16 protein-coding genes and 1 pseudogene are annotated in these 19,310 nt (G+C 43.1%); 14 read left to right on the top strand and 3 right to left on the bottom strand.

The features are described 5' to 3' along the window. The 10 genes from ODU34_RS05635 to ODU34_RS05590 form a co-directional block, all read left to right on the top strand. Positions 1 to 405, top strand: a 405-nt coding sequence (locus ODU34_RS05635) for an IS630 family transposase (RefSeq protein ID WP_398582920.1), incomplete at its 5' end; no start/stop codon positions are given. Continuing rightward, complete coding sequence (locus tag ODU34_RS05630) at positions 392 to 562, top strand: hypothetical protein (RefSeq protein ID WP_398578393.1); 171 nt, start codon at positions 392 to 394, stop codon at positions 560 to 562. The genes ODU34_RS05635 and ODU34_RS05630, both read left to right, overlap by 14 nt. Positions 563 to 601: 39 nt before the next feature. Then, positions 602 to 763, top strand: coding sequence for a hypothetical protein (locus ODU34_RS05625; RefSeq protein ID WP_161941060.1), 162 nt, complete (start codon positions 602 to 604; stop codon positions 761 to 763). Further along, positions 760 to 948, top strand: a complete 189-nt coding sequence (locus tag ODU34_RS05620; RefSeq protein WP_398578394.1) for a hypothetical protein — start codon at positions 760 to 762, stop codon at positions 946 to 948. The genes ODU34_RS05625 and ODU34_RS05620 overlap by 4 nt, the downstream gene beginning before the upstream one ends. Positions 949 to 1,117: 169 nt before the next feature. After that, on the top strand, positions 1,118 to 1,561 hold the full coding sequence (locus ODU34_RS05615; RefSeq protein ID WP_012774904.1) for a zinc-dependent MarR family transcriptional regulator: 444 nt from the start codon (positions 1,118 to 1,120) through the stop codon (positions 1,559 to 1,561). After that, positions 1,562 to 2,266: a metal ABC transporter ATP-binding protein gene (locus ODU34_RS05610; protein ID WP_024404806.1), complete on the top strand. Its 705-nt coding sequence runs from the start codon at positions 1,562 to 1,564 to the stop codon at positions 2,264 to 2,266. Next, a complete protein-coding gene (locus tag ODU34_RS05605; protein ID WP_002936593.1) occupies positions 2,259 to 3,071 on the top strand; it encodes a metal ABC transporter permease in 813 nt (270 codons plus the stop codon). Before ODU34_RS05610 ends, ODU34_RS05605 begins: the two co-directional genes overlap by 8 nt. A 9-nt stretch (positions 3,072 to 3,080) precedes the next feature. Then, positions 3,081 to 4,589, top strand: a complete 1,509-nt coding sequence (locus ODU34_RS05600; RefSeq protein ID WP_029172118.1) for a zinc ABC transporter substrate-binding protein AdcA — start codon at positions 3,081 to 3,083, stop codon at positions 4,587 to 4,589. Between the two features lie 102 nt (positions 4,590 to 4,691). Then, the gene (locus tag ODU34_RS05595) at positions 4,692 to 5,162 is read left to right on the top strand and encodes a CopY/TcrY family copper transport repressor (protein WP_174854127.1); all 471 of its coding nucleotides are present in this window, start codon (positions 4,692 to 4,694) and stop codon (positions 5,160 to 5,162) included. A gap of 239 nt (positions 5,163 to 5,401) precedes the next feature. Next, positions 5,402 to 5,611, top strand: a complete 210-nt coding sequence (locus tag ODU34_RS05590; RefSeq protein ID WP_105121963.1) for a heavy-metal-associated domain-containing protein — start codon at positions 5,402 to 5,404, stop codon at positions 5,609 to 5,611. Positions 5,612 to 5,742: 131 nt separating this feature from the next. On the opposite strand, the gene ODU34_RS05585 is transcribed toward ODU34_RS05590, so the two are convergent. After that, on the bottom strand, positions 5,743 to 6,120 hold the full coding sequence (locus ODU34_RS05585; RefSeq protein ID WP_205015210.1) for an HIT family protein: 378 nt from the start codon (positions 6,118 to 6,120) through the stop codon (positions 5,743 to 5,745). 56 nt (positions 6,121 to 6,176) lie between these two features. Continuing rightward, positions 6,177 to 7,433, bottom strand: a complete 1,257-nt coding sequence (gene tyrS / locus ODU34_RS05580; protein WP_105178948.1) for a tyrosine--tRNA ligase — start codon at positions 7,431 to 7,433, stop codon at positions 6,177 to 6,179. Positions 7,434 to 7,579: 146 nt separating this feature from the next. On the opposite strand from tyrS, the gene pbp1b reads away from it, so the two are divergent. The 4 genes from pbp1b (at position 7,580) to ODU34_RS05560 (ending at position 18,170) form a co-directional block, all read left to right on the top strand. After that, on the top strand, positions 7,580 to 10,003 hold the full coding sequence (gene pbp1b, locus ODU34_RS05575; RefSeq protein ID WP_105178947.1) for a penicillin-binding protein PBP1B: 2,424 nt from the start codon (positions 7,580 to 7,582) through the stop codon (positions 10,001 to 10,003). A gap of 247 nt (positions 10,004 to 10,250) precedes the next feature. Beyond that, positions 10,251 to 13,823 carry a DNA-directed RNA polymerase subunit beta gene (gene rpoB, locus ODU34_RS05570; protein WP_024385118.1) on the top strand — a complete coding sequence of 1,191 codons (3,573 nt, stop codon included), beginning with the start codon at positions 10,251 to 10,253 and terminating at the stop codon, positions 13,821 to 13,823. Positions 13,824 to 14,000: 177 nt separating this feature from the next. Continuing rightward, complete coding sequence (gene rpoC, locus ODU34_RS05565; protein ID WP_105178946.1) at positions 14,001 to 17,648, top strand: DNA-directed RNA polymerase subunit beta'; 3,648 nt, start codon at positions 14,001 to 14,003, stop codon at positions 17,646 to 17,648. Positions 17,649 to 17,795: 147 nt separating this feature from the next. Next, positions 17,796 to 18,170 (top strand): DUF1033 family protein, encoded by a 375-nt coding sequence (locus tag ODU34_RS05560; protein WP_024385120.1) that lies wholly within the window; start codon positions 17,796 to 17,798, stop codon positions 18,168 to 18,170. A 27-nt stretch (positions 18,171 to 18,197) separates the two neighbouring features. On the opposite strand, the pseudogene ODU34_RS05555 reads toward ODU34_RS05560, so the two are convergent. Further along, positions 18,198 to 19,109 (bottom strand): annotated as a pseudogene (locus tag ODU34_RS05555) (S66 peptidase family protein); the annotation flags it as partial. Positions 19,110 to 19,310: the final 201 nt, after the last annotated feature.

Below are 19,310 nucleotides of genomic sequence, written 5' to 3'. Positions count from 1 at the left end.
CGCTATTGTTATGGAGCTGTGGATGCCCATAGAGGCGACTCATTTTTCATCATAGCAGGCGGATGTAATAGTGATTGGATGAATGAATTTTTACATCAGCTATCGGCAGCTTATCCAGAAGATTATATTATTTTAGTCATGGATAATGCCATTTGGCATAAATCGAAGACAGTAAATATTCCTGAGAATATAGAATTCACCTTCATTCCACCCTATACACCTGAAATGAATCCTATTGAGCAAGTCTGGGCTGAGATTCGTAAACTTGGTTTCAAGAATAAAGTATTTAAGACTTTAAATGAGGTAATCGATAAACTTCAAGAGATTATTCAAACCTTAACTGTTTATCAACTCAAATCAATTGTACATAGAGATTGGATATCGGCTATTTTTGATTTTAATTGAGTATCAAATTTCACAACTGCGTAATCAGGCAGAGCGACTTCGTAAAGGGCTGGCTCATTTGGAAGATGCTGCGGCAAGGGCAGCTATCCAGAATGCGCGAGCTAATGAAAAATTAGCTAACATGGAGCGTTACGGCGTCCATGCAACTATTCGCTGATTCAAATGAACTGGAGAAGTCCTGGTTTGTAGGAGAAAGATGAAAAAGAAATTATTAAGAGTAGGTTTTGTAGCCTTGTCAGTTTTGGTGTTAACGGCTTGTCAGGTGGGAACGAAAGAATATCTATCGGTTTCTTTTAAAAAGAAGATTCTTTTGTCAAAACTTCAACAGATTTCTATGTTTACAATTTCTCTAAATTGATTATTGACAAGGATGGTATTGTTACACTAGAAGCACCGAGTGAAGTAGATAAAGATAAAATGGTTAAGCTATCTGCTCAGTCGGATCATTTTTATCGTGATAGTATCAATGATGTCTATGCAAGTTTGACTAATCTCGAGTATAGGGATGTTACAACAGAGGTGGAAGCTGCTGTTAACAGATAGTAAGAATAGTTTGAAATGAAGGAACACTGAGAAATTGGTGTTTCTTTTTTATTAAGAGGGCTTATGAGTTGCTATGGATAGATCTACTCTTTTTCAGTAAATTTTCCTTGTTTTTTTGTTCTCTATGTGTTATACTTAACAAGTTAATTAAAAGGTTAAGGGGATGCCTATGAATCGTATTGCATTAGAAATTGAGAAGTACCTGCACGAGATTGTTTTGAGTTCGGAGAATCAATTGGAGATTTTGGTTGGTTCTTGTCAAAGCACGGTGAAGTTGACGAATACGCAGGAGCATATTTTGATGCTTATTGAAAAGGCTGCATATACTAATACTGAGATTGCTAAGGAGTTGAATGTTAGTCAGGCTGCGATCACGAAGGCTACAAAGTCATTAGTTGCTCAGGGGTTACTGGTGGCGGTTAGAGATGATAAGGATGCTCGTATTGTTCGCTTTAGTTTGACTGAGGCTGCTAAGCCTATTGCTGCAGAGCATGCTCATCATCACGCGCATACCTTGGAAGCTTATGAAGAGCTTTTGGAAAATTATAGTCTCGAAGAGCAGGAGTCAATTGCTCGATTCTTAAGTGAGTTAGTGGAGAAGATTAGAAAATAAATGAGATATATTACTGTGGAAGACTTGTCGTTTTACTACGACAAAGAACCGGTTTTAGAACATATTCATTATTATCTTGATAGTGGGGAATTTGTGACTTTGACTGGTGAGAATGGCGCAGCCAAGACAACCCTCATTAAGGCGACTTTGGGGATATTGAAGCCCAAACAGGGGAGGGTTTCTATTGCTGAGAAGAGTATAAAAGGTAAGAAGTTGAGAATGGCCTATTTACCTCAGCAAATTGCAAGTTTTAATGCTGGTTTTCCGAGCACGGTTTACGAATTTGTAAAATCAGGGCGTTATCCTCGACAAGGTTGGTTTCGTCGTTTGACAGCCCATGATGAGGAACATGTTCGGATTAGTTTGGAATCAGTTGGAATGTGGGAACATCGGGATAAGCGCTTAGGTGCTTTGAGTGGTGGGCAGAAGCAACGCGCGGTCATTGCGCGTATGTTTGCCTCTGATCCGGATATTTTTATTCTGGATGAACCAACAACAGGGATGGATGCAGGGACCAAGGATGCTTTTTACCAGCTCATGCATCATTCGGCTAAGAAGCATGGAAAGTCGGTTCTGATGATAACTCATGATCCTGATGAGCTGAATAGGTATGCTGATCGAAACATTCACTTGGTTCGTGATCAGCAGTCTCCTTGGCGTTGTTTCAATGTTCATGAAGCGGATGAGGAGGTTGCTGATGTTTGATCTATCTGTATTTCATTATGACTTTATGCAGCGTGCTTTCCTAGCAATCATTGCGATGAGTCTGTTCTCGCCTATTTTGGGGGTCTTTTTGATACTCAGACGACAGAGTTTGATGTCGGATACTCTTAGTCATGTTTCGTTGGCGGGGGTTGCATTTGGTTTGGTATTGGGGATTTCACCAACGCTTTCGACTGTTCTTGTCGTTATTGTGGCAGCTGTATTTTTAGAGTATTTGCGGACAATTTACAAGAATTTTATGGAAATTGGGACGGCTATCCTCATGTCGACTGGTTTGGCTATTTCGCTCATTGTCATGAATAAATCTGGTGGGAAATCAGGGCTTAGTCTGGAACAATATCTGTTTGGTTCGATTGTGACGATTAGTCAGGAGCAGGTAATTGCTTTGTTTACGATTGCTGTGATTGTCATTGTGCTGACATTGCTGTTTTTACGTCCGATGTATATTCTTACCTTTGATGAGGATACGGCATTTGTAGATGGCTTGCCTGTGCGAGCTATGTCCATTGCCTTCAATGTGGTGACTGGTGTTGCCATTGCCTTAATGATTCCTGCGGCAGGTGCTTTGCTGGTTTCAACAATTATGGTTTTGCCTGCTTCTATTGCATTGCGACTTGGTAAGAGTTTTAAAGCTGTTATCTTTACTGGGATGGGCATTGGCTTTTTTGGAATGGTCATGGGCTTGCTAACTTCTTACTATGCAGAAACCCCGGCGAGTGCAAGTATTACCTTGATTTTCATTAGTATTTTCTTACTGGTGAATGTTGTTCAAAAATTTAAAAAATAAGGAGTTAAGATGAAAAAAGTTGGTTTATTATTCTTGTCTGTCTCAGCTTTGCTTTTAGGGGCTTGTGGCAATAGCACAGCTTCTGAAGATGGGAAGTTGAATATTGTAACGACCTTTTATCCTGTTTATGAGTTCACCAAGCAGGTGGCAGGTGATGAGGCAAATGTTGATCTGTTGGTTAAGGCTGGGACAGAGGTTCATGGTTATGAGCCGTCAGCTAAAGATATTGCTCGTATCCAAGAGGCTGATGCTTTTGTTTATGAAAATGAAAATATGGAAACATGGGTTCATGATGTTGAAAAATCACTTGATACAACAAAGGTTAATGTGATTAGTGCGACGGAAGGGATGCTCTTGTTACCAGGTAGTGAAGAAGGTGAGGATCACGACCATAGTGAGGAGGGGCATAGCCATGCTTATGATCCGCATGTATGGTTGTCTCCTGAGCGTGCCATTACACTTGTAGAAAATATTCGTGATAGTTTGGTAGCTAAATATCCAGAAAAGAAAGATGCTTTTGAAACAAATGCGGCAGCCTATATTGAGAAATTAGATGCTTTAGATATGAAATATTCTGAAACATTATCTGCTGCGAAACAGAAATACTTTGTTACACAACATACTGCATTTGCATATTTGGCTTTGGACTATGGTTTGAAACAAGTTTCTATTACAGGTGTTGCTGCAGATGAGGATCCGACTCCATCACGTCTAGCAGAATTAACAGAGTATATCAATAAATATGGTATTAAGTATATCTATTTTGAAGAAAATGCGTCAAAATCTGTTGCAGAAACACTTGCTAAAGAGACTGGGGTTCAGTTGGACGTTCTTAATCCTCTTGAAAGTTTGACGGATGAGGATATGAAAAATGGTAAGGATTATATTTCTGTTATGGAAGATAATCTGACTGCCCTTGAAAAAACAACTTCCCAAGAAGGTTCTGAAATTTTGCCAGAAGAAGGTGCTGAGACTGCGCAAACTGTTTATAATGGTTATTTTGAAGATAGTGCCGTAAAAGATCGTACTCTTTCAGATTATGCAGGTGAGTGGCAATCTGTTTATCCATACTTGCTTGATGGTACACTAGATCAGGTCTGGGATTACAAGGCTAAGATCAAAGGTGGTATGACAGCTGAAGAGTACAAGGCTTATTACGATACAGGCTACAAAACAGATGTTGATCAAATTAACATTACAGATAATACCATGGAATTTGTAGTGGGAGATAAGAAAGAAAAATTCACGTATAAGTATGTGGGTTATAAGATTTTGACCTACAAAAAAGGAAATCGTGGTGTTCGTTTCTTGTTTGAAGCAACGGATGCAAATGCTGGTAACTATAAGTATGTTCAATTTAGCGACCACAATATCGCCCCTGTTAAAACAGGTCACTTCCATATCTATTTTGGTGGAGAGAGCCAAGAAAAACTCTTGGAAGAGTTGGAAAACTGGCCGACATACTACCCTGTTGGTTTGACTGGTTTGGAAATTGGTCAGGAAATGCTGGCTCACTAAGAATAATGAGAAGACTGGGCAAGATGTTCAGTCTTTCTTCTTGACATTTTTTGACTACAAATGTAAACTAAAGTTAGAAAATGATTGTTGGGAGGTGAATGTGTGGAGCAGACAATTTCTGCTGCGGAGTGGCAGGTCATGCGGGTTCTGTGGGCCCATCCTGGTGCAACTTCTCAGGAAATTATTCAGGCCTTGCAGGAAGGCTTTGATTGGCAGGCGACGACCATTAAGACACTTTTAGGGCGGCTACGGAAGAAAAATTATTTGAGAATGGCTAAGGAAACTAGCAAGTACCACTACTACCCGCTTATCAGTGAAGAGGAACATTTGCAGGGGCAGGTGGAGCTCTTACTAGCTACCATATGTTCCACAAAACAGGGGCAACTGGTTGAAAAACTGCTAGACACAGGGACATTTTCCAAAAAAAGCCTAGAAAATCTGGCCAGCAAAATCTCTCAGCTACAAAAGACCGCACCCGAGCAAATTGCTTGTCGGTGTTTGGTTGGTCAGTGTACCTGTGGGCATCATCATACTCTTCGAAAATCAACCTCAGACGTTGTTGACTTGACTTGACTTGATGAGTGTAAAGCTCCGGTGGAGCTTTACAGCCTGCTACCTGAAAATGCGAAAGTAGTAGGGGTCTATCTGCTCTTGGAGAAACGAAGACGTTCGCCCAATTTCCAACCTCCAAAGGTTCCCCAAACCTTTTTGTAGCGAACAGGTTCGCTTTATTTCCAACCTTCAAAGGTTCCCCGAACCTTTGAAGCTAGTCTGAACCTGATTTTCATTGAGTATAAAAAAGGAGAAAGAATATGAAGCAAACTTTGAAATTGAAAAACTTATCGTGCCAAAACTGTGTTAAACACGTGACCAATCACCTCTTGGACTTGGACGGGGTGGAAGAGGTGAACATCCAGCTGGATCAGCAGTTGGCGGAGGTGGAAACCTCTGTGGCCTATGACTTGGAACAGTACCAAGAGGTGCTGGAAGATACTATCTATGAAGTGGAAGAATTGATATAGTCATTTAGTTTCTCTTTTATTACTTCGTTAACTCGCCTTGCCTAACTCCAGTTATGCCTGCGGCTCGTTGCCTTGTACTAAAAGGAAACTAAGCGACTATATAAGCGAAAAAGCAGCCGTCGGGCTGCTTTTTATAATGCTTTGAGAAAGTGAGTCAGATCCAGCTGCGCTTGTGCAAGTGAAATTTGGTCCCAGAAGCCGTCTGATCGAAAGCGTGGAATCAGGTGGACATGGAAATGGGTGCCAGCGTCAAACAAGCGGTCGTTGCAGGCTATGGTCACGCCGTCAATTGCCAATGCTTGACAGAGTTTTTCAGTCAACAAGATTTCCAAGTCCGACAGTTCATAGCGAACAGCAGGAGGGACTTGGTGGAGCGTGTCATAGTGTTCCTTGCTGATAATCAGCAGATGCCCTGTTTGAATAGGGTCAATATCCCAGACGACCTTGAAATGCTCCGTCTGGTAGAGAATGTCATTTTCATTGAGTTGGTGACAAAAAATGCAGGTCATGTCATTTCTCCTAGGTTAGTAGAAAAGGAAATCACATAGGATTTCCTTGAAAAATATTAATAAGTCAAAACAGAATATTTCTTCTTACCACGACGGATAACGGTCAACTCGCCGTCGATTTTGTCGCTGTCAGATAGAGTGTAGTCCAAGTCCTGCACACGCTCACCGTTGACATAGATGGCACCATTTGCTACATCTTCGCGAGCTTGGCGTTTTGAGTTGACAATACCAGAGGTAACTAGGAGTTCAACGATGTTAAGGTTGTCTTCAGCCTGGACAGCGTAGTTTGGAACGTTGCTGAGACCCTGCTTGAGTTCTTTTGCGGATAGGTTTTTGATATTGCCAGCGAACAATTGCTCGGTGATGTTAAGGGCTTGGTTATAGGCTTCTTCACCGTGGACTAATGTCACGACTTCCTTAGCCAAAATCTTCTGAGCTAGGCGTTCGTGACGGGCAGCGTCAAATTGTTTCTCGATTTCAGCGATCTCATCTAATGACAAGAAGGTAAAGATTTTCAAGAAACGAACGGCATCATCGTCCATGACATTGAGCCAGAACTGGTACATTTCATATGGAGAAGTCTTGTCGGCATCCAACCAAACAGCGTTGCCTTCTGACTTACCAAACTTCTTACCTGTTGAGTCGGTAATGAGAGGAACAGTCATCACGTGACCAGACTTGTCAGCCTTGCGGCGAAGCAATTCAGTACCTGCGGTCATGTTGCCCCACTGGTCAGAACCACCGATTTGCAAGGTCACATTGTGCTTGTCATTGAGCTCGTAGAAGTCATAACCCTGCATGATTTGGTAAGCAAACTCGGTGTAGGAAATCCCTGTTTCAATCCGTTTTTTCACAGAGTCCTTGCTCATCATGTAGTTGACTGTGTAGTATTTACCAACATCACGAAGGAAGTCGATAAAGCTGATGTCTGAGAACCAGTCGTAGTTGTTGACCATTTCGGCCTTGTTGTCACCATTTTCAAAATCCAAGAAGCGAGAGAGTTGACCTTGGATTTTTGTTACCCAACCGTCCACGGTATCTTTGGTTTGCAAGCTGCGCTCCGCATCCTTGAAGGAAGGGTCACCAATCAGACCAGTTGCACCGCCAACTAGGGCGTAGGGCTTGTGGCCTGCCAACTGCAAGTGACGGCAGACGAGGATTGGTACCAAATGCCCCAAATGCAGGCTGTCGGCAGTTGGGTCGTAGCCAGAATAATAGGATACTTGCCCTTCTGTTAATGCTTTTACTAGGGCTTCTTCATCAGTCGTTTGAAAGACCAAGCCACGTGCTTTTAGTTCTTCAAAAATGTTCATGCGTTTCTCCTTCAACAAGATGCTTTGGTTTTTGAGTTTTTTACAAGCTAAAACCGCATCTCACCATTAAAAAATTCTCTCCTATTATACCATGAAATTGCGGAAAATAAACAAAATTTGGTATAATGGAACGATAAGGAGTTAATATGGCGACTAAATCAGATAAGCAAGATTTTAAAAAGAAAATCAGTGCCCTAGGCTTAGGGGATGTAGTGGGAGTTTTCCTTCGGACGCTGAAATTATTATTCAATTCAGTAGCAGTCTTGGTCTTCCTATTCGGTCTTTTTGGTGCGGGTATAGGAATTGGTTTCGTGGTTAGTCTTTTCGATGATGTTAAGATTCCCAAAACAGAGGAACTGGTAGCGAAGGTTTCAGAAGTTAGTCGGATTTCCACCGTTACCTATTCGGATGGTAGCTTGGTGTCGGAAGTTAATTCAGATTTGCTTCGTGTACCCATTACTTCGGAAGAGGTCTCTAATTATCTAAAACAGGCTGTAATTGCGACAGAGGATGAAACATTTGAAACCCACAATGGGGTTGTGCCTAAGGCTATTTTGCGTGCGGCACTGGGATCAGTTGGTCTAGGTTCATCTAGCGGTGGTTCAACCTTGACGCAGCAATTGATAAAACAGCAACTTGTCGGAGATGCTCCAACCTTTACGCGTAAGGCTAATGAGATTGTTTCGGCTTTGGCATTAGAGCGGAATATGACCAAGGAAGAGATTTTAACCATTTACCTAAATGTTTCTCCATTTGGTCGAAATAATCAGGGACGAAATATTGCAGGGGTAGAAGCTGCGGCTCAGGGAATTTTTGGTAAACCAGCGAAAGACTTGACTGTTCCGCAGGCTGCTTTTATTGCAGGCTTACCGCAAAGTCCGATTGTTTATTCTCCCTATGCATCAGATGGAACACGTAAATCAGATGAAGATATGGTTTACGGTATTGAACGCTATCAAGATGTTCTCTTTAATATGTATCGGGCGTCATTCTTGACCAAGGAAGAATACGAAACCTATAAAGCCTACGATATTAAACAAGATTTTATTGCTCCAGCTCCTGTAGTGGCGGATACGAAAGATTATCTCTATTACAAGGTCATGGAAGAAGCGCAGGAGGTTATGTTTGATTATCTGGTGAAACGTGACAAGGTTTCTAAAAATGACTTGAAAAATGATGAAACAAAGGCATCCTATGAGGAGTTGGCCAAGCAAGAATTGAGCCAAGGTGGCTACACGATTAAGAGTACCGTTGATCAAAAAATCTATGCGGCAATGCAGTCTGTTGTGGCAAACTATGGATCTGTTTTGGATGATGGAAACGAATATGTTGAGACAGGTAGTGTGTTAATTGATAATGCCACAGGAGCCATTTTAGGATTTGTGGGTGGTCGCGATTATGCAACCAACCAAAATAACCATGCCTTTGATACTCTTCGTTCGCCAGCGTCAACCATCAAGCCTCTGTTAGCTTACGGTATTGCGATTGATCAAGGTTTGATAGGTTCTGCCAGCATCCTTTCAGATTATCCAACGAACTTTTCAAGTGGACAACCGATCATGTATGGTTCAGGACGTGGTACTGGTATGATGAACTTACAGACGGCTATTGACCGTTCTGTTAACATTCCTGCTTTTTGGACCTATAAGATGATGAGAAATGCAGGTGTAGATGCCAAAGCGTACATGGATAAAATGAATTATCATATTCCTATGTACGATATTGAAAGTGTACCGTTGGGCGGTGGTGTTGAAATTTCAGTATTGACAAATACAAATGCCTATCAAACTTTGGCAAATGGTGGTGTTTATAACAAACATTACATTGTTGAAAGCATTACTGCCTCTGATGGAACAGTAGTGTATCAGCATGAAGCTGCTCCAGTTCAGGTCTATTCTAAAGCAACTGCAAGTATCATGAACCAGCTTTTGAGACAGGTTGTCAACTCTGGGTATACTACGACGTTCAAGAGTCGATTGAGTGGTTTAAACCCACAGGCAGCATCGTCTGATTTCGTCGGTAAGACGGGAACAAGTAATGAAGTCAATGACGTGTGGCTCATGCTATCGACCCCTAGAGTAACTTTAGGTACCTGGGCTGGGAATGATGATAACTCAGAAATGTATGTCTGGACTGGCTACCACAATAATTCACAATATGTGGCCCATATGGTTGATGCTCTTTACAATGTTAATGCGGATATGTTCGCAGGAAAATTTGAATTAGACAGTGGTGTTATTGCTTCTAGCGTCGTTGCTTCTACAGGTCAACGTGCAGGGACTACACAGGTAAATGGGCGCCAAGTAACAGTTGGCGGTGCGATGACAACAAGTTATTGGGCTAAAAATGGTGCACCAGTAACGAGCTATAACTTCATGGTTGGAGGGACAGATAGTGACCGAGCACAGGCTTGGAATACAATTATCGGCTCCCAAACACTAACATCAAGTAGCTCAACCCAACGAAGCAGTTCAACTCGGACTAGCACGAGTTCTTCAGCTAATAACACGAACCAGTCATCAGAAACGCAAACAGCAACTAGTGAGCAAGTGAATAATGATTCACCTTGATTTTTCCTAGTACTTGTGCTATAATAGTATAAATTATTTGTCGTGTGTCTTGTTTGAAATATTGTCCAGACAAGGCTTGCAGCAGTTAAATCAAACTTTTTCAAAGGAAGATTTAGCTGCTCTTTTTGTGTCTATGAGGAATTTTTTGAGAATTGTTACCTATTCTTAAAGATTCTAAAAATTCTAACAAAAGGCAAATGTGTTTGATTTTGCAGAAAAATCAATAGAAAAATAGAGGAGAATTAACTTGGCAGGACATGAAGTTCAGTACGGTAAGCACCGTACCCGTCGTAGTTTTTCAAGAATCAAGGAAGTTCTTGATTTACCAAATTTGATTGAAATCCAAACGGACTCTTTCCAAGACTTTTTAGATTATGGTTTGAAAGAAGTCTTTGAAGATGTACTTCCAGTTTCAAACTTTACGGATACCATGGAATTGGAATTCGTTGGTTATGAATTGAAAGAACCTAAATATACATTGGAAGAGGCGCGTGCGCATGATGCGAACTACTCAGCTCCAATTTATGTAACTTTCCGTCTGGTGAATAAAGAAACTGGCGAGATCAAGACGCAAGAAGTCTTCTTCGGTGAGTTTCCAATCATGACTGAAATGGGTACCTTCATCATCAACGGTGCAGAGCGTATCATCGTTTCTCAGTTGGTTCGTTCACCAGGTGTCTACTTCAATGATAAAGTAGATAAGAACGGTAAAGTAGGTTATGGTTCAACGGTTATCCCTAACCGTGGAGCTTGGTTGGAATTGGAAACAGACTCAAAAGACATTGCCTACACTCGTATTGACCGTACGCGTAAGATTCCGTTCACAACGCTTGTTCGTGCGCTTGGTTTCTCAGGCGATGATGAAATCTTTGACATCTTCGGTGATAGCGAATTGGTTCGCAATACCATCGAAAAAGATATTCATAAAAACCCAGCAGATTCTCGTACAGATGAAGCACTTAAGGAAATCTATGAGCGCCTTCGTCCAGGTGAACCAAAGACAGCTGAAAGCTCTCGTAGCCTTTTAACAGCTCGTTTCTTTGACCCACGTCGTTACGACTTGGCACCTGTTGGTCGTTACAAGATTAATAAAAAACTCAACCTCCGTACTCGTTTGCTCAACCAAACACTTGCTGAGCATGTGATTAACGGTGAGACAGGCGAAATCGTCTTGGAAGCTGGTACTGTATTGAGTCGTGATGTGCTTGAAAAAGTAGAAGCACAATTCGATGAGCTCAACTTGGTAGAATATATTCCAAATGACAACGCTGTTCTTCTTGAGCCAGTTCTTTTGCAGAAATTCAAGATTGTAGCTCCTAAGGATCCAGAACGTGTTGTGACGGTGATTGGTAATGCTAATCCAGCAGAAAACGTACGTACAGTAACACCTGCGGACATCTTGGCTGAAATGAGCTACTTCCTCAACTTGGCTGAGGGTCTTGGTCGTGTAGATGATATTGACCACTTGGGTAACCGTCGTATTCGTGCCGTTGGTGAATTGCTTGCTAACCAAGTACGTATCGGTTTGACTCGTATGGAACGTAACTTGCGTGAGCGTATGTCTGTTCAAGACAATGAAGTATTGACGCCACAACAAATCATCAATATCCGTCCTGTTACAGCCGCAATCAAGGAATTCTTTGGTTCATCTCAGTTGTCACAGTTCATGGACCAACACAACCCACTTTCTGAGTTGTCTCACAAACGCCGTTTGTCAGCCTTGGGACCTGGTGGTTTGACTCGTGACCGTGCTGGTTATGAGGTTCGAGACGTTCACTACACTCACTATGGTCGTATGTGTCCGATTGAAACGCCTGAGGGACCAAACATCGGTTTGATTAACAACTTGTCTTCTTACGGACACCTTAACAAGTATGGTTTCATTCAAACACCATACCGCAAGATCGACCGTGCAACTGGTACAGTAACGAACGAAATCGTTTGGTTGACAGCGGATGAAGAAGATGCCTACATCGTAGCACAATCAACATCTCCACTTGATGAAAACAACCGTTTCGTTGATAAGATTGTAATGGGACGTCACCAAGGTAATAACCAAGAGTTCCCAGCAGATTCAGCAGATTTCATGGACGTTTCTCCTAAGCAGGTAGTTGCCGTTGCGACAGCATGTATTCCTTTCTTGGAAAACGATGACTCCAACCGTGCCCTCATGGGTGCCAACATGCAACGTCAGGCTGTTCCATTGATTGATCCAAAAGCACCTTACGTTGGTACTGGTATGGAATACCAGGCTGCCCACGACTCAGGTGCGGCTATTATCGCTCAACACGATGGTAAGGTTGTTTACGCAGATGCGGACAAGGTAGAAGTGCGTCGTGAAGACGGCTCGCTTGATGTCTACCACATTTCTAAATTCCGTCGTTCAAACTCTGGTACTGCCTACAACCAACGTACCCTTGTAAAATTGGGCGACGTCGTAGAGAAAGGCGACTTCATCGCAGATGGACCTTCTATGGAAAATGGGGAAATGGCTCTTGGTCAAAACCCTATCGTTGCCTACATGACTTGGGAAGGTTACAACTTCGAGGATGCGGTTATCATGTCTGAGCGCCTTGTGAAAGACGATGTCTATACATCTGTTCACTTGGAAGAATACGAATCAGAAACACGCGATACCAAGTTAGGCCCTGAAGAAATCACTCGCGAAATTCCAAACGTTGGTGAAGATGCTCTTCGCAACTTGGATGAAATGGGTATTATCCGTATCGGTGCGGAAGTTAAAGAAGGTGACATTCTTGTTGGTAAAGTCACACCAAAAGGTGAAAAAGATCTTTCTGCTGAAGAGCGCCTCTTGCACGCTATCTTCGGTGACAAGTCACGTGAAGTACGTGATACTTCTCTTCGTGTACCTCACGGTGCCGATGGTGTCGTTCGTGATGTGAAAATCTTTACTCGTGCCAACGGTGATGAATTGCAATCAGGTGTTAACATGTTGGTTCGTGTTTACATCGCTCAAAAACGTAAGATCAAGGTCGGAGATAAGATGGCCGGTCGTCACGGTAACAAGGGTGTCGTTTCACGTATTGTACCTGTTGAGGATATGCCATATCTTCCAGACGGAACACCAGTTGACATCATGTTGAACCCACTCGGGGTGCCATCACGTATGAACATCGGTCAGGTTATGGAACTTCACTTGGGTATGGCGGCTCGCAACTTGGGCATTCATATTGCAACACCAGTTTTCGATGGTGCAAGTTCAGAAGACCTCTGGTCAACTGTTAAAGAAGCAGGTATGGATTCAGATGCCAAAACCATTCTTTACGATGGACGTACAGGTGAGCCATTTGACAACCGTGTGTCTGTCGGTGTCATGTACATGATCAAGCTTCACCACATGGTTGATGATAAACTTCACGCCCGCTCAGTCGGACCATACTCACTCGTTACCCAACAGCCACTCGGAGGTAAGGCTCAGTTTGGTGGTCAGCGTTTCGGTGAGATGGAGGTTTGGGCCCTTGAAGCCTACGGTGCTTCTAACGTCCTTCAAGAAATCTTGACTTACAAGTCAGATGATGTGACAGGCCGTCTTAAAGCCTATGAAGCCATCACCAAAGGTAAACCAATTCCAAAACCAGGTGTTCCAGAATCATTCCGCGTTCTTGTCAAAGAATTGCAATCACTTGGTTTGGATATGCGTGTCCTTGATGAAGACAACAATGAAGTAGAATTGCGTGACCTTGATGAAGGTGAAGATGATGACATCATCCACGTAGATGATCTTGAAAAAGCACGTGCAAAAGCCGCAGCTGATGCAGCCGCAGCCTTTGCAGCAGAAGAAGCAGAAGGCAAAGAATAATTAGAATGGATGGAACAAGTTGGTCCAAACCTCAGAACTGAAAGAGATAAGGACCAACGGTCTTCCACCGTCTGATTTATAGAGGAATAGCTTACCAGCTATCCATTCTGCTGATTATTGTTCAAGAATTTGAGGTCTGGGAATCCAGCCTCTCACAAGAAAAGAAAGGGATTATTAGTGGTTGACGTAAATCGATTTAAAAGTATGCAAATCACGTTAGCTTCACCAAGTAAGGTTCGTTCATGGTCTTACGGTGAGGTTAAAAAACCTGAAACAATCAACTATCGGACACTTAAACCAGAACGTGATGGACTCTTTGACGAAGTCATCTTTGGTCCAACAAAAGACTGGGAGTGTTCATGTGGTAAATACAAGCGTATCCGTTATAAAGGGATTACTTGTGACCGCTGTGGTGTTGAAGTGACTCGTGCAAAAGTTCGTCGTGAACGTATGGGACACATTGAGTTGAAAGCTCCAATTTCACACATTTGGTATTTCAAAGGGATTCCAAGTCGTATGGGCTTGACCTTGGATATGAGCCCACGTGCCTTGGAAGAAGTTATCTACTTCGCAGCTTACGTGGTGATCGATCCGAAAGATACACCGCTTGAGCACAAGTCAATCATGACTGAGCGCGAGTACCGTGAGCGTTTGCGTGAATATGGTTATGGTTCATTCGTTGCCAAAATGGGTGCAGAAGCCATTCAAGACCTCTTGAAACAAGTTGATCTTCCAAAAGAAATCGCAGCCTTGAAAGAAGAATTGAAAACAGCTTCTGGTCAAAAACGCATTAAAGCAGTGCGTCGCTTGGATGTATTGGATGCATTCTACAAATCTGGTAACAAGCCTGAGTGGATGATTCTCAATATCCTTCCAGTTATTCCACCAGATTTGCGTCCGATGGTTCAGTTGGATGGTGGCCGTTTTGCCGCATCTGACTTGAACGAACTCTACCGCCGTGTTATCAACCGTAACAACCGTTTGGCTCGTCTCTTGGAACTTAACGCTCCAGGTATCATCGTACAAAACGAAAAACGTATGCTCCAAGAAGCTGTGGATGCTTTGATTGACAACGGTCGTCGTGGTCGTCCAATCACAGGACCAGGTAGCCGTCCGCTTAAATCACTCAGCCACATGCTTAAAGGTAAGCAAGGACGTTTCCGTCAAAACTTGCTTGGTAAGCGTGTTGACTTCTCAGGACGTTCCGTTATCGCCGTTGGTCCAACTCTTAAAATGTACCAATGTGGTGTACCACGTGAAATGGCGATTGAGCTCTTCAAACCGTTTGTCATGCGCGAAATCGTTGCCCGTGATATTGCTGGTAACGTAAAAGCTGCAAAACGTTTGATTGAACGTGGGGATGATCGTATCTGGGATATTTTGGAAGAAGTGATCAAAGAACACCCAGTTCTTTTGAACCGCGCACCTACCCTTCACCGTTTGGGTATCCAGGCTTTTGAGCCAGTTCTGATTGACGGTAAAGCCCTTCGTTTGCATCCGCTTGTCTGTGAAGCCTACAACGCCGACTTTGACGGTGACCAGATGGCGATTCACGTTCCATTGTCAGAAGAAGCACAAGCAGAAGCGCGTATCCTTATGCTTGCGGCAGAACACATCCTTAACCCTAAAGATGGTAAACCAGTCGTAACACCATCTCAGGATATGGTTTTGGGTAACTACTACTTGACCATGGAAGATGCTGGTCGTGAAGGTGAAGGTATGGTCTTCAAGGATGCGGATGAGGCTGTTATGGCTTACCGCAATGGCTATGTTCACTTGCATACCCGTGTTGGTATTGCAACAGATAGCCTTGATAAACCTTGGAAAGACAACCAAAAACACAAGATTATGATGACAACTGTCGGAAAAATCTTGTTCAACGCGATTATGCCAGAAGGTCTTCCATACTTGCAAGAGCCAAACAATGCTAACTTGACAGAAGGAACCCCTGATAAATACTTCTTGGAACCAGGATCAGATATCAAGGCTGCTATTGCAGAATTGCCAATCAACCCACCATTCAAGAAGAAAAATCTTGGTAATATCATCGCTGAAATCTTCAAGCGTTTCCGTACAACTGAAACATCAGCCCTGCTTGACCGTTTGAAAGACTTGGGTTATTATCACTCAACACTCGCTGGTTTGACAGTGGGTATTGCCGATATTCCGGTTATTGACAACAAGGCTGAAATCATTGAAGAATCTCACGAACGTGTAGAACAAATCAAGAAACAATTCCGTCGTGGTATGATTACTGACGATGAGCGTTATGCAGCTGTTACAGATGAATGGCGTTCAGCTAAGGAAAAATTGGAAAAACGTCTGGTTGAGAAACAAGATCCGAAGAACCCAATCGTTATGATGATGGACTCTGGTGCCCGTGGTAACATTTCCAACTTCTCCCAGTTGGCCGGTATGCGTGGTCTGATGTCAGCTCCGAACGGACGTATCATGGAATTGCCTATCTTGTCTAACTTCCGAGAAGGTCTTTCTGTATTGGAAATGTTCTTCTCAACTCACGGTGCCCGTAAGGGTATGACGGATACGGCCTTGAAGACAGCCGACTCAGGTTACTTGACTCGTCGTTTGGTTGACGTTGCCCAAGACGTTATTATCCGTGAAGACGACTGTGGAACAGACCGTGGTCTTGACATCCGTTCAATCACAGATGGCAAGGAAATGATCGAGCCACTTGAAGAGCGTTTGCAAGGTCGTTACACTAAGAAAACTGTTAAACATCCTGAAACAGGAGCCGTTATCATTGGTCCAAACCAATTGATTACTGAAGATATTGCCCGTGAAATTGTCAATGCAGGTGTTGAACAAGTAACCATCCGTAGCGTATTTACATGTAACACTCGTCACGGTGTCTGCCGTCATTGTTACGGTATCAACTTGGCAACAGGTGATGCGGTTGAAGTGGGTGAAGCAGTTGGTACGATTGCAGCTCAATCTATCGGTGAACCTGGTACACAGCTTACAATGCGTACCTTCCACACGGGTGGTGTAGCCTCAAACAGCGATATTACGCAGGGTCTTCCTCGTGTCCAAGAGATCTTTGAAGCCCGTAATCCGAAAGGGGAAGCGGTTATCACTGAGGTCAAAGGGGAAGTTATCGCTATTGAAGAAGATGCTTCTACTCGTACCAAGAAAGTCTTTGTTAAGGGTGTAACTGGCGAAGGCGAATACGTGGTACCATTTACAGCCCGTATGAAGGTTGAGGTGGGTGACCAAGTTGCGCGTGGTGCAGCCCTTACCGAAGGTTCTATCCAACCAAAACGCTTGCTTGAAGTACGTGATGTCTTGGCGGTTGAAACTTACCTTCTTTCTGAAGTTCAAAAAGTTTACCGTAGCCAGGGTGTAGAAATCGGCGACAAGCACATCGAGGTAATGGTTCGTCAAATGCTTCGTAAAGTTCGTGTCATGGATCCAGGTGATACAGATCTTCTCATGGGTACCCTCATGGATATCACAGACTTTACAGATGCCAATGCTGACGTGGTTATTGCAGGTGGTATTCCGGCAACAGCTCGTCCAGTTCTTATGGGTATCACAAAAGCGTCCCTTGAAACCAACTCATTCTTGTCTGCCGCATCCTTCCAAGAAACAACACGTGTCCTTACAGATGCAGCCATCCGTGGTAAACGTGATAACCTTCTCGGTCTTAAAGAGAATGTTATTATCGGTAAGATTATCCCAGCAGGTACAGGTATGGCCCGCTACCGTAATCTAGAACCACAAGCCATCAATGAAGTTGAAATCATTGAAGACACAGTCGCTGAAGAACTTGCAGCAGAAGCAGAACTTGCTGCAGTAACTGAGTAAATTAAGATGGCACATCTCTCTTTGAGGGATGTGCTTTTTGATATTCAGAAAGAAACATATATATGACTTGATAAGGAATTAACAAGCAGAATGTTTTCTTAAATCATACAATTTCGATATAATGTGTACGAAAAAGGAAGTAATATTATGTATCAAGTTATTAAAATGTATGGAGATTTTGAACCCTGGTGGTTCTTAGATGGTTGGGAAGAGGATGTTACCAGTAGGGCTGCTTTTGATCGCTATGAGGATGCACTGAATGCCTTTCAAAAAGAGTGGGTACGGCTATCAGAGGATTTTCCAATGAAGAAAAGTAAGAATGGAACGATGGTGGCTTTTTGGGATGAATCAGACCAGCATTGGTGTGAGGAATGCGATGAATATTTGCAGAGGTATCATTCGCTGATGTTGGTAGAAGCGAGAGAAAATTTACCTGCGGGGTTTGCTACTAAACCGGTGCAACAACCGCGAGTTCGCCCTTGCAAGCTAAGACAAGGAAAATGTGTCAACTATGATTCATAAAAGGATTGCCATAGTGAGCAATCCTTTTTAGCTGAATCTGATAGAAAAGGCTTCGGTGTCGAGCTCCACTTGAGCACCGATGGTAATGGTAAACAGAGGCTGGGTATGGGCAAAGTCCAAATCATAGAGAACAGGAACTTTTTTGAGAATAGGGTGCTTGTCCAGAATCGCCAGCAAAATCTCCTCGGTCATCTTGGTTTCCTTAGGAAAACGACCGAAGACAAGAGCCTGTGGATTTGGATAGGCTTGTAGAAGAGCTGTCAAATGACGAGCGATAATGAGATAATCGTCGTCTTCTGCCTCTTCTAAAAATAGAATATATTTGTCTGGTATGGGTGCAAACTCTGTCCCAGTCAGTAGATTGAGGGTTGAGATGTTTCCGCCGATGGCAATACCAGAGGCCTGGCCTGGATTGTAGACTTTCCACTCTGTTTGGTAAAAGGTGCGAGGGGCGTCTGGTAGGTACCAGGCATCGCTGGACCATTCTGGACTCGGTGTCAGTTCATAGGAGTCTTGTGTCACGGCCTTGAGCCAGGCTTCTGTTTGATACTCTTGGGCTTGCACCATTTTAAAGCTTGAATAAGCTGGACCCATGTAGGTTTGCATGCCTGTCTTGGCGTAAATAGCATTGAGCAGGGCGGTCGTATCCGAATAACCGCAGAAAATTTTCGGATGGCGGGCGATTAGGTCAAAATCCAGATAAGGTAGCAGTTCGTTAGAGTTGAAACCGCCAATGGTTGTCAGAATGGCATCGACCGACTCATCCGCAAAGGCTGCTTCCAAGTCCGCAACACGACTGGCAATCGGAGCCGAATCAAAAATATCGTTTTCAAAATAATGTTCTGAGAAAGTGAGTTTGAAGCCCAGTTCTTCCAGTTTTTCCTTGGCAGCAAGATTGACTTCAAAACCGCCAATTCTTTCAATAGATGAAGAGGGACTGGGAGCGGTACAGAACTCGAAGGTTTTAAAGAGTTCGTCTTACCGCCCCCGCACAGTTGATTAGGTCAGATTTGGAGTGTAAAACGAACAAATCTGCCAATCAACCACTGCGCTGAGATGTTGACTTAAACGTTAGTAGTGTGGGAGATTTGGTGATTTATGGTCGCCTTTTTTTAATCTTTTCATAAGAACCTCCAAGCT

Source organism: Streptococcus sp. 2018WUSS126 (assembly GCF_044427425.1).
GTDB classification, from domain to species: Bacteria; Bacillota; Bacilli; order Lactobacillales; family Streptococcaceae; genus Streptococcus; species Streptococcus hashimotonensis.
This window is presented reverse-complemented; position numbering and strand designations above follow the sequence as displayed.

What these genes read in the sequence shown, in the direction of transcription:
- pbp1b (WP_105178947.1), top strand. Translation starts at nt 7,580, where the DNA reads ATGGCGACTAAATCAGATAAGCAAGATTTTAAAAAGAAAATCAGTGCC.
- ODU34_RS05600 (WP_029172118.1), top strand. Translation starts at nt 3,081, where the DNA reads ATGAAAAAAGTTGGTTTATTATTCTTGTCTGTCTCAGCTTTGCTTTTA.
- ODU34_RS05605 (WP_002936593.1), top strand. Translation starts at nt 2,259, where the DNA reads ATGTTTGATCTATCTGTATTTCATTATGACTTTATGCAGCGTGCTTTC.
- tyrS (WP_105178948.1), bottom strand. Translation starts at nt 7,433, where the DNA reads ATGAACATTTTTGAAGAACTAAAAGCACGTGGCTTGGTCTTTCAAACG.
- ODU34_RS05615 (WP_012774904.1), top strand. Translation starts at nt 1,118, where the DNA reads ATGAATCGTATTGCATTAGAAATTGAGAAGTACCTGCACGAGATTGTT.
- ODU34_RS05585 (WP_205015210.1), bottom strand. Translation starts at nt 6,120, where the DNA reads ATGACCTGCATTTTTTGTCACCAACTCAATGAAAATGACATTCTCTAC.
- ODU34_RS05610 (WP_024404806.1), top strand. Translation starts at nt 1,562, where the DNA reads ATGAGATATATTACTGTGGAAGACTTGTCGTTTTACTACGACAAAGAA.
- ODU34_RS05590 (WP_105121963.1), top strand. Translation starts at nt 5,402, where the DNA reads ATGAAGCAAACTTTGAAATTGAAAAACTTATCGTGCCAAAACTGTGTT.
- ODU34_RS05560 (WP_024385120.1), top strand. Translation starts at nt 17,796, where the DNA reads ATGTATCAAGTTATTAAAATGTATGGAGATTTTGAACCCTGGTGGTTC.
- ODU34_RS05625 (WP_161941060.1), top strand. Translation starts at nt 602, where the DNA reads ATGAAAAAGAAATTATTAAGAGTAGGTTTTGTAGCCTTGTCAGTTTTG.